General features: G+C 75.8%; 11 protein-coding genes. 10 read left to right on the top strand and 1 reads right to left on the bottom strand.

Annotated features, from left to right (window positions below):
• Positions 1-12: 12 nt before the first annotated feature.
• Positions 13-1,167, bottom strand: coding sequence for a glycosyltransferase (locus WAA21_RS06145; RefSeq protein WP_336921886.1), 1,155 nt, complete (start codon positions 1,165-1,167; stop codon positions 13-15).
• A 292-nt stretch (positions 1,168-1,459) separates the two neighbouring features.
• Between WAA21_RS06145 and WAA21_RS06140 the strand changes: the two genes are divergently transcribed.
• The 10 genes from WAA21_RS06140 (at position 1,460) to WAA21_RS06095 (ending at position 14,333) form a co-directional block, all read left to right on the top strand.
• Positions 1,460-3,628: a glycosyl hydrolase family 28-related protein gene (locus WAA21_RS06140; protein ID WP_336921885.1), complete on the top strand. Its 2,169-nt coding sequence runs from the start codon at positions 1,460-1,462 to the stop codon at positions 3,626-3,628.
• A gap of 209 nt (positions 3,629-3,837) precedes the next feature.
• Positions 3,838-5,475 carry a lipopolysaccharide biosynthesis protein gene (locus tag WAA21_RS06135; protein WP_336921884.1) on the top strand — a complete coding sequence of 546 codons (1,638 nt, stop codon included), beginning with the start codon at positions 3,838-3,840 and terminating at the stop codon, positions 5,473-5,475.
• A complete protein-coding gene (locus WAA21_RS06130; RefSeq protein WP_336921883.1) occupies positions 5,476-6,549 on the top strand; it encodes a sulfotransferase family protein in 1,074 nt (357 codons plus the stop codon).
• On the top strand, positions 6,546-8,138 hold the full coding sequence (locus tag WAA21_RS06125) for an O-antigen ligase family protein (protein WP_336921882.1): 1,593 nt from the start codon (positions 6,546-6,548) through the stop codon (positions 8,136-8,138). The genes WAA21_RS06130 and WAA21_RS06125 overlap by 4 nt, the downstream gene beginning before the upstream one ends.
• Entirely contained in the window at positions 8,135-9,307 is a 1,173-nt protein-coding gene (locus tag WAA21_RS06120; protein ID WP_336921881.1) for a DUF1972 domain-containing protein, read from the top strand. Before WAA21_RS06125 ends, WAA21_RS06120 begins: the two co-directional genes overlap by 4 nt.
• Positions 9,300-10,175 (top strand): sulfotransferase family protein, encoded by an 876-nt coding sequence (locus WAA21_RS06115; RefSeq protein ID WP_336921880.1) that lies wholly within the window; start codon positions 9,300-9,302, stop codon positions 10,173-10,175. The genes WAA21_RS06120 and WAA21_RS06115 overlap by 8 nt, the downstream gene beginning before the upstream one ends.
• Positions 10,172-11,293, top strand: coding sequence for a glycosyltransferase (locus WAA21_RS06110; protein WP_336921879.1), 1,122 nt, complete (start codon positions 10,172-10,174; stop codon positions 11,291-11,293). The genes WAA21_RS06115 and WAA21_RS06110 overlap by 4 nt, the downstream gene beginning before the upstream one ends.
• Positions 11,290-12,012: an acyltransferase gene (locus WAA21_RS06105; RefSeq protein WP_336921878.1), complete on the top strand. Its 723-nt coding sequence runs from the start codon at positions 11,290-11,292 to the stop codon at positions 12,010-12,012. Before WAA21_RS06110 ends, WAA21_RS06105 begins: the two co-directional genes overlap by 4 nt.
• Positions 12,005-13,198, top strand: coding sequence for a glycosyltransferase (locus WAA21_RS06100; protein ID WP_336921877.1), 1,194 nt, complete (start codon positions 12,005-12,007; stop codon positions 13,196-13,198). The genes WAA21_RS06105 and WAA21_RS06100 overlap by 8 nt, the downstream gene beginning before the upstream one ends.
• Entirely contained in the window at positions 13,191-14,333 is a 1,143-nt protein-coding gene (locus WAA21_RS06095; protein ID WP_336921876.1) for a glycosyltransferase, read from the top strand. The genes WAA21_RS06100 and WAA21_RS06095 overlap by 8 nt, the downstream gene beginning before the upstream one ends.

Below are 14,333 nucleotides of genomic sequence, written 5' to 3'. Positions count from 1 at the left end.
AGCCCACCGACCTCAGCCCCGCAGGACCCCCGACAGCGCCCGGGTCAGGTGCGGGGCGACGGCGGGCACCGCGTACCTTTCGAGCGCGAGACGGCGCGCGGCGGACCCCGCGGCGGTCCGCGCCGCCGCGTCGCGCAGCGGGCGCAGCGCCCCGACGAGGCCGTCGACGTCTCCCGCGGGGAAGACGGCGCCCGCCTCCCCCACGGCCCACGGCAGCGGGCCCACGTCGCTCACCACGACAGGTCGGCCCATGAGCATGGCGTCGACGAGCTTGAGCGGGAGCTGGGCCCGGGCCCAGCCGTAGTCCAGCGACGGAATGACGACGACGTCCGCGTCGGCGGTGAGCGCGGCGGCGTCGACGGACCCGTCGAGCCGCCCGGTCCAGGTCTCCCACGGGCGGGCGTCGGCCGGCGCGACGTCGGTGACCAGCAGCTCCCAGCCCTCGCCGGCGAGGCGCGCGACCGCGTCCCGGAGCAGGTGGATGCCCTTGTGGGCCTTGGCCGTCCCCACGAAGGCGATCCGGCAGCGCGCCTGGCTCGGCGCGGTGCCGGGACCGGGGTCCACCCGCGCGTGCGGGACGACCACGCCGCCCCAGCGGCGCTGGAGCACCGGGTTGGACACCGTCGTGGGGCTGCGCCGCGACTGCACGGCGAGCCGGGCCTGGCCGGGCAGCGTCCGCCACCGCTTGACGAGCTTGCGGGTGGTGCGCCAGGCGGTCGGTGCCGCGGCGACCGTCCGCGCCTCGATGTCGGGGTCGTCGATGTCGGCGAGGTGCGCGACGCCCGGGTGCCTGCGCAGCACGCGGAGGCCCTGGCCGAGGCTCTCGGGCAGGGCCTTGAGCGTGAGGAGCACGTCGGTGCCGTCGCCCACCAGCTCGTCGAGGGCGCGCGCGTCCGTCCGGTGCAGCCGCGTGGCGAAGGGGGTGGCGGCCAGCGAGGGCAGCACCTCCCCCGGCTCCGTCGTCACGACCGTGACCTGGTGGCCGAGGTGCTGAGCGACGGCGTCGAGGCAGTGCGCCCTCAGCAGCTGGGTGTCGGAGAAGGCGGCGGTGAGCAGGGTGAGACGCAGACCCGTCGGACGGTCGGCGCCGGCGCCCCGTGCGGACCCGGCGTCCGGCCGGCCGGCGGTTCCGACGCGAGCGACGTCCCCCGCATTCGTCTCTGGCACGGCGGAACAGTGGCACAGGGCACCCGCCTCGGGGGCGGCTTTCGCCCGCAGCCCGGACCGGTGACGCGGATCCGTCACCGTGCGTGGCCGTCCCGCTCCTGCCGTGCTGCGACCGGGTGAGGGCGCCGCCCGCGTGCTGGGCCACCGGCGTGAAACCGCACGGCACCCCCACGGGTGGCTCTAGGCCGTCCGACGCGATACCGATCGTAGTGACATGCCTACTCCCCGTAAAGCCCTGCCAGGGGGCGATGCCCCTCGTCGACGCCTCCTCCACTCCGCCGGGGGGTCCTTCGTGACGCTGGGCGTCCTCGCCGCCGTCTGCCTCGGGACCGTCGTCGCGCCTCCGGCCACCGCCTCGACCCCCGCTCCGGTCAAGGTCAACGTGGGCGGGCCTGCCCTCGGCTCGACCGCCGGCTCGTGGTCGTCGACCGCGAGCGTGACGCACAACGGCCGGGTCCTCAGCACCCCGACGCTCAAGCTCTCGCCCACGCCGCCCGCGGCGCAGGCGGGCATGCTCAAGGACGCCGTCTACAGCGGCGCGACCCGAGGGCTGAGCCTCTCGGTGGGCAACCTCGCCCCCGCCGGCTACGACGTCTTCGTGTCCGTGTACGAGGACAGCAAGCCCGTGACGTTCGACCTCAGCGTCGAGGGCAGGAAGGTCGTGACCGGGGGCAGCTCGGGGCCCGCCGGCAGCTGGAAGCGCCTCGGACCGTTCCGCACGACGCTGCCCGACGGCCGGCTGGACCTGTTCGCCTCGCGCGGCGCCCTCAACATCGCCGGCGTCGAGCTCGTGCCCACGGGCACGACCACGGCCGCCCCCGCGCCGAGCCCGTCGCCCACCCCGACCCCCACGCCGACCCCGACCCCCACACCCAGCGCGGCCCCCACCGCGACCCCCGCGCCCGCCCCGACCCCGACCCCCACCCCGACCCCGTCCTCGACGCCGGCACCGTCCTCGGCGCCGACCCCGACCCCCACGCTCACCCGGTCACCCACCCCCACCCCGTCCCCCGACCCCGTGCCGATCACCTCGCCGACGCCGACCGGCGGCACGAGCGTCGCCACGCACGGGGCCCGCCCGGACGACGACACCGACGACACCGCCGCCATCCGCGCCGCTCTCGCGGCCGCCGCGAACTCCGGCGGGGTCGTCACGTTCCAGTCCGGCGTCTACCGGGTGAACGGCACGCTGCAGGTCCCCGACGCGGTCCGCGAGGTGCGGATGGCGCCCGGCACGGTGCTGCGCCAGTACGGCAACCCCAAGTGGGGCACGCTGAGCAAGGTCGGGACGGTGACGTCCTCGTCGTGGGCCGTCAGCCCCGCGCCGCGCGGCGCCCGCACCCTCACCTTCGCCAGCACGTCCGGGCTGAGCGTCGGGTCGTGGATCCATGCGATCTCCGACGACTCCTACGCCGCGCACAAGCCCATGGAGCCGGGACACCTGCGCAAGGTGGTCGCCATCAGCGGCAACGTCGTGACGCTCGACACGCCGCTGCACCGGCCGCTGAGGACGGCCCCGCGCGCGGTCCAGGTGCGCCTGGCGGCACCCGTCACCATCACCGGCGGCGTCCTCGAGCACGCCGCGAAGCTGTCCAACACGTGGCCCGCCCTCACCCTGCACTACGTGGCGCAGCCCACCGTCGCGACGGAGATCCGCCAGCACGGCGCCTCCGGCGTCCAGGTGAACGGCACCGTCGGCGGCCGCTTCGACCTCGTCGTGCACGACCTCGTCGACGACGAGGCCGGGAAGCGCTTCGGCTCCGGCCGCCACTACGGCTACGGCGTCGAGACGGCCGGACCGGTCCGCGACCTCCTCGTCACCGGCTCCTGCTGGGCCGTGCGGCACTGCTTCACCACCAACGCGGCCTACCAGGTGGTCGCCGACTCCGTGCGCGGCCAGGGTGAGCCGGAGAGCATCCGGGTCGACATGGACGTCCGCGACACGACGTCGACCGGCCTCGACACGCACGAGCCCGGCTACGACATCTCCTTCGCCGGCTCCACCGTGACCAACCCCGGTCGCTACAGGGCAGCGGGCTCCACGAACGGCAAGGAGGGCGGCGGCGGCATCTTCATCCGCTCGCGCCTCACGACCGTGGAGGACGTCACCATCCGTGGCGCGCTCGACAGCAACATCACGGTGAGCCCGCCCGCCCCCTACGCCCCTGCCTGGGCGCCGGACGAGTGGCCCGTCATCCGCTCCGTCTCCGTCCTCGACGGCCGCGGCGCGAGCGGGATCGAGCTCAACCAGCCGGCCCACGTCGGCCCGGGCACGCTCGTCCGGTCCACGACGCAGCCGATGGGCATCCGCCTCAAGGCCGGCGCGGCCGGCTCGCGCATCTCCGGGGTGACCGTCGACTTCTCCGGGACGCCGACCGTCGGCGCCTACGGCGTGCACGGCGCGACGTACGCCACGCTCTCGGGCATGACGTACATCGGGGTCAAGACCCCGACGTACTGAGCACGGCGGTCCGCGGGACCGGCACGACGGGCGACCGTCGGGCCGGTCCCGTCGTCGTCCGTCCGCCCGGCCGCGCCCGCGCGTGGCGTCCGGCTGGTTCTTCCCGACCGGCACCACGGCCCGCCCGGCTCCCCTAACCTGACCACGACCCGACCCGGGTCGACGGGACCACCCGTCAGCGACTCCGACGGCGGGAGCCCTCCCTCACCATGCCACGACACGAGCCGGCCGGCGGCCTCCGCCAGCGCGTCCTGCGCGGCGGGATGTGGAGCGTGGCGGAGGCGCTCGGCTCGCGGATCATCACCACCGTCGTCTTCCTGCTCCTCGCCCGCCTGCTCGACCCCGAGGCCTTCGGCCTGGTCGCGCTCGCGCTCGTCTTCGTCGCGCTCACCCGCCTGCTCGTCGACCAGGGCTTCGGCTCGGCGATCGTGCAGCGCCAGCAGCTGACGAAGGCCCACCTCGACACGGCGTTCTGGACGTCCATCGTGCTCGGGCTGCTGCTCGGCGCGCTGCTGATCGCGCTGTCCCACCCCCTCGCGGCGCTGCTCGACAGCCCGGGCCTCGCCCCGGTGCTGCAGGTGCTCGCGAGCGTGGTGTTCATCGGCTCGCTGACGAGCACGGCCACGGCGGTGCTGCGCCGGGACTTCCAGTTCCACCGCCTGGCCGCGCGCAAGCTGGCCGGGGCCGTCATCGGCGGCGTGGCCGGCGTCGCGGCCGCCCTGCTCGGCGCGGGCGTGTGGGCCCTCGTCGTGCAGGCCGTCGTCCAGACCGTCGTCGGCACGGTCATGCTGTGGGCCGTCACGTCGTACCGGCCGGGCCTCACGGTGTCGAGGTCGGCGTTCCGTGACCTGTTCGGGTTCAGCAACTCCGTGCTCGGCATGACCATGCTCAACTTCCTGAGCAAGCGCTCGGACGACCTGCTCATCGGGGCGGTCCTCGGGCCCACCGCGCTCGGGCTGTACTCGGTCGCCTACCGCCTGCTCAACCTCATGAACGAGGTGCTCACCCGGGCCGTGGAGCTCGTCGCGCTGTCGGCGTTCTCGCGGCTGCAGCACGACCTCGCCCGCCTCAACCGGGCCTACGGCGAGGCGATCCGGACCTCGGCCGCGCTGTCCGCGCCGTCGTTCCTGCTCGTGCTGGTCCTGGCGCCCGACGTGGTGCACGTGTTCCTCGGCGACCAGTGGCTCGCGGCCGTGCCCGTCATGCAGGCGCTCTCCCTCGCCGGCATCGCCCACGCGCTCGGCGCGACCACGACCACCCTGCTGCTGTCCCAGGGCCGCTCGCGCACGGCGCTGCACCTCACGACGGCGACGACCGTGCTCAACGTCGTCGGCTTCCTCGTCGCCGTCAGCTGGGGGATCGTCGCGGTGGCGCTCGCGCACACCGTCCGCGCCTTCGTCATGCTGCCGGTGTCGGCGTGGCTGAGCCGCCGCATCCTCGGCTTCCGCTGGCGCAGCTGGCTGGGCCACCTCGCGCCGGCGCTCGGCAGCGCCGTCCTCATGGCCGGCGTCGTCGAGGTACTCCGCCGCTTCGCCATGGCGGACGCGGGTGCCCCCACCCGGCTGCTCGTCCTCGTGCCCCTCGCGGCGCTGGTGTACGCCGGTGCGCTGCGGCTGCTCTCCCCCGCGCAGTTCCGCGCCCTGGTGGGCTACGCGCGGACCGTGCTGACGCGGGGTGCGGTGCGGGCGGCCGCCACGGAGGAGACGGAGCCTGCGCGGGATGCGCCGGAACGGCCCGAGGAGGCGTCCGCGCTCGCTAACCTTGGCCGCCGGGACGGGGATCCGGACGGCGGCGCGCAGCACGAGCAGGGCTCGGGGCGCCCGTCGGCGCGCGAGGACGGACGGTAGATGGCTAACGAGCACGGGCTCTCCGCGAGGGCCGAGCCGGTGGCCGCGGACGGTGCGCCCGGCGCGGACTGCGTGCTGGTGGCGGGCAACAGCCGCTCCGGCACCACGATGCTCGCCCGCATGCTCGGACGGCACAGCGCCGTCACCGCCCTGCAGGAGCTCCACTTCGTCGAGGAGCACTGGACACCCGGCGAGGAGGCCCTCCCGCGCGAGGCCGCCGTCCGGCTCGCCGAGCGGCTGCTCCACAACGCCCGCGAGTGGTACCACACGCCGTTCCGCCCGGGTCGCTTCGCCCCGGACGCCGAGGCGGTCGTGGCGCGGTGCCTCGTGGACCGGCCCGACGGCCGCGTGCCGGCGGCCGCCGTCCTCACCGGCGTGCTCGCCCACGAGGCGCAGGCGGCCGGCCGACGCGTCGCCGTCGAGCAGACCCCGCGCAACGTCTTCTTCCTCCGGTCCCTGCTCGAGGAGGTGCCCGGTGCGGTGGGGGTCGTCCTGGTGCGCGACCCGCGCGACGTCATGCTGTCGCAGAAGAACTGGTGGCGCCGTCGCTTCCGCGGCACCACAGGCGTGCCGCTGGTGACGACGCTGCGCCAGTGGGCCGACTACCACCCGCTGACGACCAGCCTGATCTGGCGCGGCGGCGCCCGGGCCGGCCTGCGCGCGGGCACCCACCCGCGGGTCGTCTCCCTGCGCTTCGAGGACCTCGTCACCGAGCCCGCCGCCGAGCTCGCCAGGGTGCTGGACCGGGTGGGCCTGAGCGCCGAGCCCGCCATGCTCGACGCGCCCCGCATCAGCTCCTCCAACGCCGGCGACCGCGGCGGCACGGGGGTCGACCCGACGGTCGTGGGCCGCTGGCGGGACGGGCTCGACCGCGCCGAGGTGTGGATCAACCAGCGCGTGACCGCGGCCGAGGCACGCGAGCTCGGCTACGCGCCGGTCGACGTCGGCCTGCCCCTGCCGGGTCTGCTGTGGTACGCCCTCACGTGGGCGCCCCGGACGCTGCTGGCGGTGGCCCTCAACCGGTCCCGGACCAGGAGCCTCGTCTCCTCCGTACGACGGAGGCTCGTGCCGTGACCGCAGCCGGCCAGGTCCGCCCACGCGCCGGGGCCGACGACGACGTCGTCGGCGCCGCCGTCCCCGCCGCCGCCGTCCTCGCGCCGTCGACCGAGCCCGCGCCCCTGCGGGCGCTGCACCACCCCGCCGGCGCCGCCGTCGCCGCCCTCGTCGCGGCGGCCGCGACGGGGGTGCTCGTCGGGGTCGGGGGGACCGCGGTGCTCGCCGCCGTCGTGCTCGCCCTCGGTCTGGTGGCCGCGGCGCTCGCCCCGCGTTTCCCCAGCGCCCTCCCGCTGCTCGCGCTCGCCTCCGCGGTCACGCCGCCGCTCGTCAGCCTCCCGTTCCTCGTCGTCGTGGGCGGCAAGTCCCTGTTCCTCAGCGACGTGCTCCTGCCCCTGGCCGTGCTCGTCGCGCTGCGTCGACGGGCCCGCGTGCCCCGCCTGGAGCTGCTCGCGTGGTTCTACGCCGCCGTCATGCTCGCCCAGGCGGCGGTCGGGGTCGTGCAGCGCCAGCCGTTCGAGGCCTTCACCCAGGACCTGCGCGGGCCGCTCTACGTCGTCATGGGCTTCCTGGTCGTGAGCCGCCTGGCGACCACGCGCGGGGCGCGGGCGGCCGTGCGGGTCGCGCTGCTCGTGCTCTGGTACACCGCGAGCCTCATGCTCGTCACGATCGCGACGGGCACCGAGCTGCTCGCCGGGCGCACCGAGAACGTGCGCGCCTTCGACACCGTGCAGACGCTCGAGATCGACGCGACGCGCTTCATCGTCAACAGCAAGGGCCTCGCCTTCCTCGCGGTGGTCGTGGGCGTCGCCGTCCTGGCGTCCCGCGTGTCCACGCGGCACCAGCGGCTGCTCGCCGCGGCCTGCCTCGTCCCCGGCGCGGTCGTCACCTTCCTCGGCTACGCGCGCGCGACCATGCTGGCCCTCGCCCTGTGCCTGCTCCTGCTCGGCCTCCTCGCCCGTCGCCTCGGGCTCGACTGGACCCGGCTCGGCGCCGCGCTGCTCGCCCTGGCCGCCCCGGCCGCGCTCCTCGTCCTGTCGGGCAACGGGTCGCTCGTCAACGACCCCGACGGCAACGCGCTGGCCCGCCAGGTGGCCGGCTTCGAGGCCCGGGTGCTCGACGGGCTCGACGAGGAGGGCGCCAACAGCCCCGGCAACCAGTACCGGCTGCTCGAGAACCGCTACGCCCTGCAGGCCGCGGCGGACAACGCGCTCTTCGGCCTCGGGATCGGGGCGGACTACCACCCCCGCTTCGTGCAGGACCCGACGCTGCAGGCCTTCAAGGCGAACCCGGACTTCGGCTCGCGCTTCATCCACAACGGCTGGCTGTGGTACCTCGTCAAGACCGGCGCCGTCGGCCTCGTCGCCGCCCTGCTGCTGTTCTTCGTCCCCGTGCTGCGGGCGGTCGGCGGCCGCGTGCCTCCCGCGGGCACCGGCGTGGTGGCGATCGCGCTCGCGGTGGGACTGGTCGGCCTCATGGTCATCCACCTCTTCGAGCCCGACATCCACCGGGTCGGGACCGCACCGCTGTTCGGCGCCGCCCTCGGCTACCTGTCCCTCGTCACGACCGCCTCACGACGACCGTCCGCGAACGCTGGAGCCACGACATGAAGATCGCCCTCATCGGAACCCGCGGCGTGCCGGCGCGGTACGGCGGCTTCGAGACCGCGGTGGAGGAGGTGGGACGCCGCCTCGTCGACCGCGGGCACCAGGTGACGGTGTACTGCCGGGGCGGCGGCGCCGACGCCCCCGCCCGCCACCTCGGGATGGACCTCGTGCACCTGCCGGCCGTCCGCCACCGGACGGCCGAGACCCTGAGCCACACGACGCTGTCCGTGCTGCACCAGGCGCTCCGCCCGGCCGACGTCGCCATCGTGTTCAACGCTGCCAACGCGCCGCTGCTGCCGGTGCTCCGCGCCCGGCGCATCCCGACCGCCGTGCACGTCGACGGCCTGGAGTGGCAGCGCGGCAAGTGGGGCCGCGCGGGCCGGGCCTGGTACCGGCGTTCCGAGCGCCTCGCCGTCCGGTTGGCGGACGCCCTCATCGCCGACGCCCGCGGCATCCAGGACTACTACCGGCAGCACCACGGCGCGCCGAGCTGGTTCATCCCCTACGGCGCCCCGGACACCGCGGCGGTCGGCAGCGACAAGCTGGCCGGCTACGACCTGCGACCGGACGGCTACCACCTCGTGGTGGCCCGCATGGAGCCGGAGAACCACGTGCACCTGAGCGTCCAGGGCTACGTGCGCAGCCGCGCGGAGCTCCCGCTGGTCGTGGTCGGCGGCGCGCCGTACGACAACGGCTACGGGGCGGACGTCCGTGCCGCGGCGGGCGGGGACCCCCGCGTCCGCTTCCTCGGTCCGGTCTGGGACCAGGACGCGCTCGACCAGCTGTACGCGCACTCCCGCACCTACCTGCACGGGCACTCCGTGGGTGGGACGAACCCCTCGCTGCTGCGGGCCGCCGGCGCGGCGGCCCCCGTGACGGCCTTCGACGTCGCCTTCAACCGCGAGGTCGTGGCGGAGGAGGGCCGCTACTTCTCCACCGCCGACCACGTGGCCGAGGCGCTCCACGAGGCCGAGGACGACCCGTCCGCGACGGCCGGGCGCGGTCGGCGCGCGCGCGAGCTCGTGCTGCGGCGCTACTGCTGGGACGCCGTCACCGAGGACTACGAGCAGCTCCTCGAGGCGACCCGGGCCGGTACGGGCCACCGGCCGACGGGCTCGTGCGCGGCACCCGCCGCGCCGCTGAGCTACGCGTCGGCGCACGACGATGGCTGAGCGCCTGCCGACGTTCCTCCTCGTGGGCGCGATGAAGGCGGGCACCACGAGCCTGCACGGCTACCTGTCCTCGCACCCGGACGTCTTCATGTCGCCCAACAAGGAGCCGGACTACTTCGTCCTGGAGAAGACCTGGTCGCGGGGGGAGCAGTGGTACCGGGAGCAGTTCCGCGACGCGCGCGACGAGCACGCCGTCGGCGAGGCGTCGACGAGCTACACGAAGTGCACGGAGTTCGCGGGCGTGCCGGAGCGCGCCGTCTCGCTGCTGCCGGACGTCCGGGTCGTCTACCTGCTGCGCGACCCGGTGGAGCGCATCCGCTCCATGTACCTGCACAACGTCATCGTCGGCCGGGAGCACCGGCCGCTGCCGCAGGCGGTCCTGTCGGACCCGATGTACCTCGACGCGAGCCGCTACGCCATGCAGCTGTCCCGGTGGGACGCGGTCCTGCCGCCGGAGCGGGTCCTCACGGTCCTGTCGGAGCACCTGCGGGCCGACGCCGCGGGCGTGCTCGCGCGCACCGGTCGCTTCCTCGGTGTCGACCCCTCGGGCTTCGACCTGTCGCCGCAGCGCCACAACGACACGGCCACGCGGCGCAAGGACACCCCGGCCACCCGCCTCGTGCGCTCGCTGCCCGGCTACCGGCACGCGCTGCGCCTGGCGCCGCAGCCACTGGTCCGCGCCCTGCGCACCGCCACCACCCGCACGCTGCCCGAGGCCGACGGCGTGCTCGACGACACGACGCGCGCGCGCCTGCTCGACGCGCTCGCGCCTGACCTCGAGCGGCTGCGCGACCGGATCGGCGACGACATCGACCGCTGGCGGCTCGCCCCCCGACCGTCCGCGCGGGCGGACGGCGAGCGCCTGTGAGGGTCACGGTCGTCGCGATCTCCGACCCCTGGGAGAGCGCGCACGGCGGGACGCTGCGCACCCGCGCCCTGGCCCGCGGGCTCCTCGAGGCCGGCGACGACGTCGTGTGCCTGTTCCCCGCGGGCGAGGCGTCCTCGCGGACGGAGGCGGGCGTCCGGCTCGTGGGTGTCGCGACCGCGACCACGGGCGGGCGGCGCTGGCCCGGGCCCGTGCGCGCGCTCAAGCGCGCGCTGCTCCCCATGCCCACGGAGGCGGGTGCCCGCTCGCGCACGCTCCTGGACGCGGTCACGGCGGAGCGCCCCGACGTCGTGGTCGTCTCCCAGCTGCCGTACGCCTGGTACGCCGAGCAGGCGGGGGTCCCGCTGTGGCTGGACCACTCCGACCTGTGGAGCGACTTCATCGGCCGCGAGGTGGCGGCCCGCCGCGGGGTGGCCCGGCTCACCGCGCGCCGCCAGCAGCGCGGGCTCGAGGTCACCGAGACCCGACGCAGCCGGGACGCGGTCGTGACGACCGCCGCCGGCTGGGTGGACGCGACGACGCTCGGCGCCCGCACGGGCCGGGACGTCGGCTGGCTGCCCACCCCCGTGGGCGAGGGGGTCACCGCCGCGCGACCTGTCGCCGGTGACCGGCCGACCGCCGGGTTCCTCGCCAACTTCGGCTTCTGGCCCAACGTCGACGCCCTGCGGCTCCTCGACGACGTCTGGGCGCCGCGGCTGCTCGCCGACGGCTGGCGCGTGGTCGTCGCCGGGCTGGAGAGCGACCGCATGCAGGTCCGCCCGGGGGTCGAGGTCCTCGGCCCGCTGGCCGACGTCGCGGACTTCTACGACCGGGTCGACGTCACCCTCGCCCCGATCCGGCTGGGCGGCGGGATGAAGGTGAAGGTCGTGGAGTCGATGCTGCGGGGCCGTCCGGTGGTGTCCACCGCGCTCGGCGTGGAGGGCTTCCCCCCGAAGGTCCGCCGGCTCGCGCACGTCGTCGACGCGCAGGCGCCGGCCTTCCCGGCCCCGGCCGGGCTGGCGGCGCCGCTCGCCGACGCGGCGCCGGAGACGCTCGCACCCTTCACCACGACCGGCTTCACCGCCACGGTGGCGGACCTGCGCGAAAGGATCCTGCGATGAGCACCGCGAGGCGCGCGGCGAACTGGCTGGTGCGCCGGGTCCGCCAGGACCCCGGCTACACCATCCACCCCGACCTCGACGGGCGCGACGTCGCCGCGGAGGTGACGCGGCGCGGCGTCAGCGCCGTCCGCGCGGTCTGGTCGCTGCGCGGCGTGCGCGGCGGCCGCCTCCGCTTCTGCGAGAACGGCGTGCAGGTCCGGCACCGTCGGCACCTCAGCATCGGGTCCGGCTCCGTGGTGGAGGCCTACACGCGGCTGCACTGCCTGAGCGAGCGCGGCTTCCGCATCGGCCGCCGGGTGACGATCGGCAAGTTCGCGATCCTCGAGGCCGGCGGCGTCCTGTGGAACCGGGGCGTCGGCCTCCGGATCGGTGACGGCTCCTCCGTGGGCGACTACTGCTTCGTCGGGGCGAGCGGCGGCGTGTGGATCGGGGACCGCGTGCTCATGGGCCAGCGCGTCTCGATCCACAGCCAGAACCACGCCTTCGACGACCTCGACCGGCCGATCCAGGCCCAGGGCGTGACCCAGGCGGGGGTGCGGATCGAGGACGACTGCTGGCTGGGGTCGGGCTCGGTGATCCTCGACGGCGTCACCCTCGGGCGCGGCTGCGTCGTGTCGGCCGGGTCGGTCGTCACGCGCTCGTTCCCCCCGGGCTCGGTCGTCGCGGGCGTCCCCGCGCGGCTGCTGCGCACCCGGGGCGGCGGGGCCGCGGATGCGTGAGCGAGCCACCTCGGGCGCGCTGCAGGCGCTCGGCCCCGGGCGGTCGTGGGACGGCCTCGTCGTCGTCGTCGCCGGGGTCACCTGGGAGGGCAACCGGCTGGGCGCCCAGCACATCGCCGAGCGGCTCACCCGCTGGGCCCCCGTGCTCTACGTGGACCCCCCGCGCACGCCCATGTCGGTGCGCCGCAAGCCGTGGATCGCGGAGTCCGGCCGCGAGCCCCGGCTGCGCCTGGTCGCGGACCGGCTCGCCCGGCTCACGGTCATGGTGCCGCCCCTGAAGTCACGGCCGGGCGGGCGCGAGGTCGCCGAGCGCGTGCTGCGGCACCGGGTCAGGGGTGCGGTGCGGGCCCTCGGGGGCTCGGTGCGGGCGACGGTCGTCATCCCGCCGCACTACCCGGCCTTCCACGTGGGCGAGGCCCTGCGCGTCCACCTCGCCTCCGACGACTTCGCCGCCGGGGCGGGCATCCAGGGCGTCTCCGAGGCGTGGGTGCGCCGGCAGGAGCGGAGGGTGGCACGGGACGCCGACCTCGTCGTGGCCGTCTCGCCGGTCCTGCAGGACAAGTGGCGCCGCCTCGGCACCGACCCCGTGCTGTGGACCAACGGCTGCGACGTCGACCTCATGGCGCGCGCGAGGACCGTCCGGCCCGCCGCGGACGTCGCCCTCCCCCAGCCCGTCGCGGGGTTCATGGGCACCCTCTCGGAGCGCACGGACGTCGCGTGGCTCGAGGCCGTCGCACGCACCGGACGGTCGCTGCTGCTCGTGGGGCCGCGCTCGCACACCGCGCCCCAGCAGGCGCTCGACCGCGTGCTCGCGATGCCGAACGTGCAGTGGGTGGGCCGGCGGCCCCACACGGAGGTCCCGTCGTACCTCGCGCACATGGACGTGGGCCTCGTGCCCTACGCCGACGACGCCTTCAACCGGGCGAGCTTCCCCCTCAAGGTGCTCGACTACCTCGCGGCCGGCCTGCCCGTCGTCGCGCGGGACCTGCCGTCGGTGCGCTGGCTCGGCACCGACCACACCGTGCTCGCCTCCGACGCCGGCTCGTTCGTGGCCGAGGCCGTCCGCGCGATGGACGCCCCGGTCGACCACGACGCCGTGGCCGGCAGGCGGGCGGTCGCCGCCCGGCACGGCTGGGACGCGAGGGTCGCGGAGCTCGCCGCGCTGCTGGGGCTCCCCGGTGCCTGAGCGGCGACCCCGGGTGCTCGTGTGCCACCCGTCGCCCGACGTGTACGGCGCCGACCTCATGCTCGTGCGCACGGTGGCCGCCCTGCGCCGACGGGGCTGGGACACGCTCGTGACCGTCCCGGAGGACGGCCCGCTGCTGCCGCGGCTGCGGCGGACCGGCAGCCCGGTCCGGCTCCTGCCGGCACCCGTGCTCCGCAAGTCGCTGCTGTCCCCGCTCGGGCTCGCGCGCACCGTGCTGACGGCGCCGGTCGACCTCGTCCGCCTCGTCAGGGCGGTGCGCGCGCTGCGCCCGGACGTCGTCTACGTCAACACCCTGACCCTGCCCCACTGGCTCGCGGCGGGCCGCCTGGCCGGCGTGCCCGTCGTCTGCCACGTGCGCGAGCTCGAGTCCGAGGTCGCGCCGCTGGTGGCCTGGTGCCTCGTGGCGCCCCTGCGGCTCGCGAGCAGGGTGGTGGCGAACTCACGGGCGACCGCGGCCTTCCTGCGTCGCCACCACCCGCGGCTCGCGCCGCGCACGGACGTGGTGCACAACGGCTTCGACTTCCCGCCCGGCCCCGGACCGGGCCCGAACGGTCCCCGCCCCCGCGTCGCGCTGGTCGGACGGCTGAGCCCGCGCAAGGGCCAGGACGTCGCCGTCCGCGCCGTCGCCGCCCTGGCCCGTCGTGGCCGTACTGCCGAGCTCGACCTCGCGGGCTCGGTGTTCCCGGGCTACGAGTGGTACGAGCAGGAGCTGAGGGACCTGGCCGCGGAGCTCGGCGTCGCCGAGCACGTGCGGTTCCTGGGCTACGTCGACGACGTCTGGCCGGTGCTGGCCGAGGCCGACGTGGTGGTCGTCCCGTCCCGCCTCGAGCCCTTCGGCAGCGTCGCGGTCGAGGCCCTCGCGGCGGCGCGGCCGGTCGTCGTCAGCGACGTGGGCGGCCTGCCGGAGATCGCCGCCGGGGAGGCCGCGGCCTCGGTCGTGCCGCCGGAGGACCCCGAGGCGCTCGCCGACGCCGTCGCGGCCGCGGCGGACCTCGCCCGGACCCGACCGGACGTGACCGCCGCCTCGGGCGCGAGCGTCCGCCGCCGCTTCGGCCGCGACCGCTACGACGACGAGGTCGTGGCGAGCCTGCGGCGCAGCATGCGCCGCGGCTGA

Source organism: Aquipuribacter sp. SD81, assembly GCF_037153975.1.
Lineage (GTDB): Bacteria > Actinomycetota > Actinomycetes > Actinomycetales > JBBAYJ01 > Aquipuribacter.
Note: the sequence above shows the minus strand (reverse complement) of the source record. Positions and strands in the feature narration are given on the sequence as shown.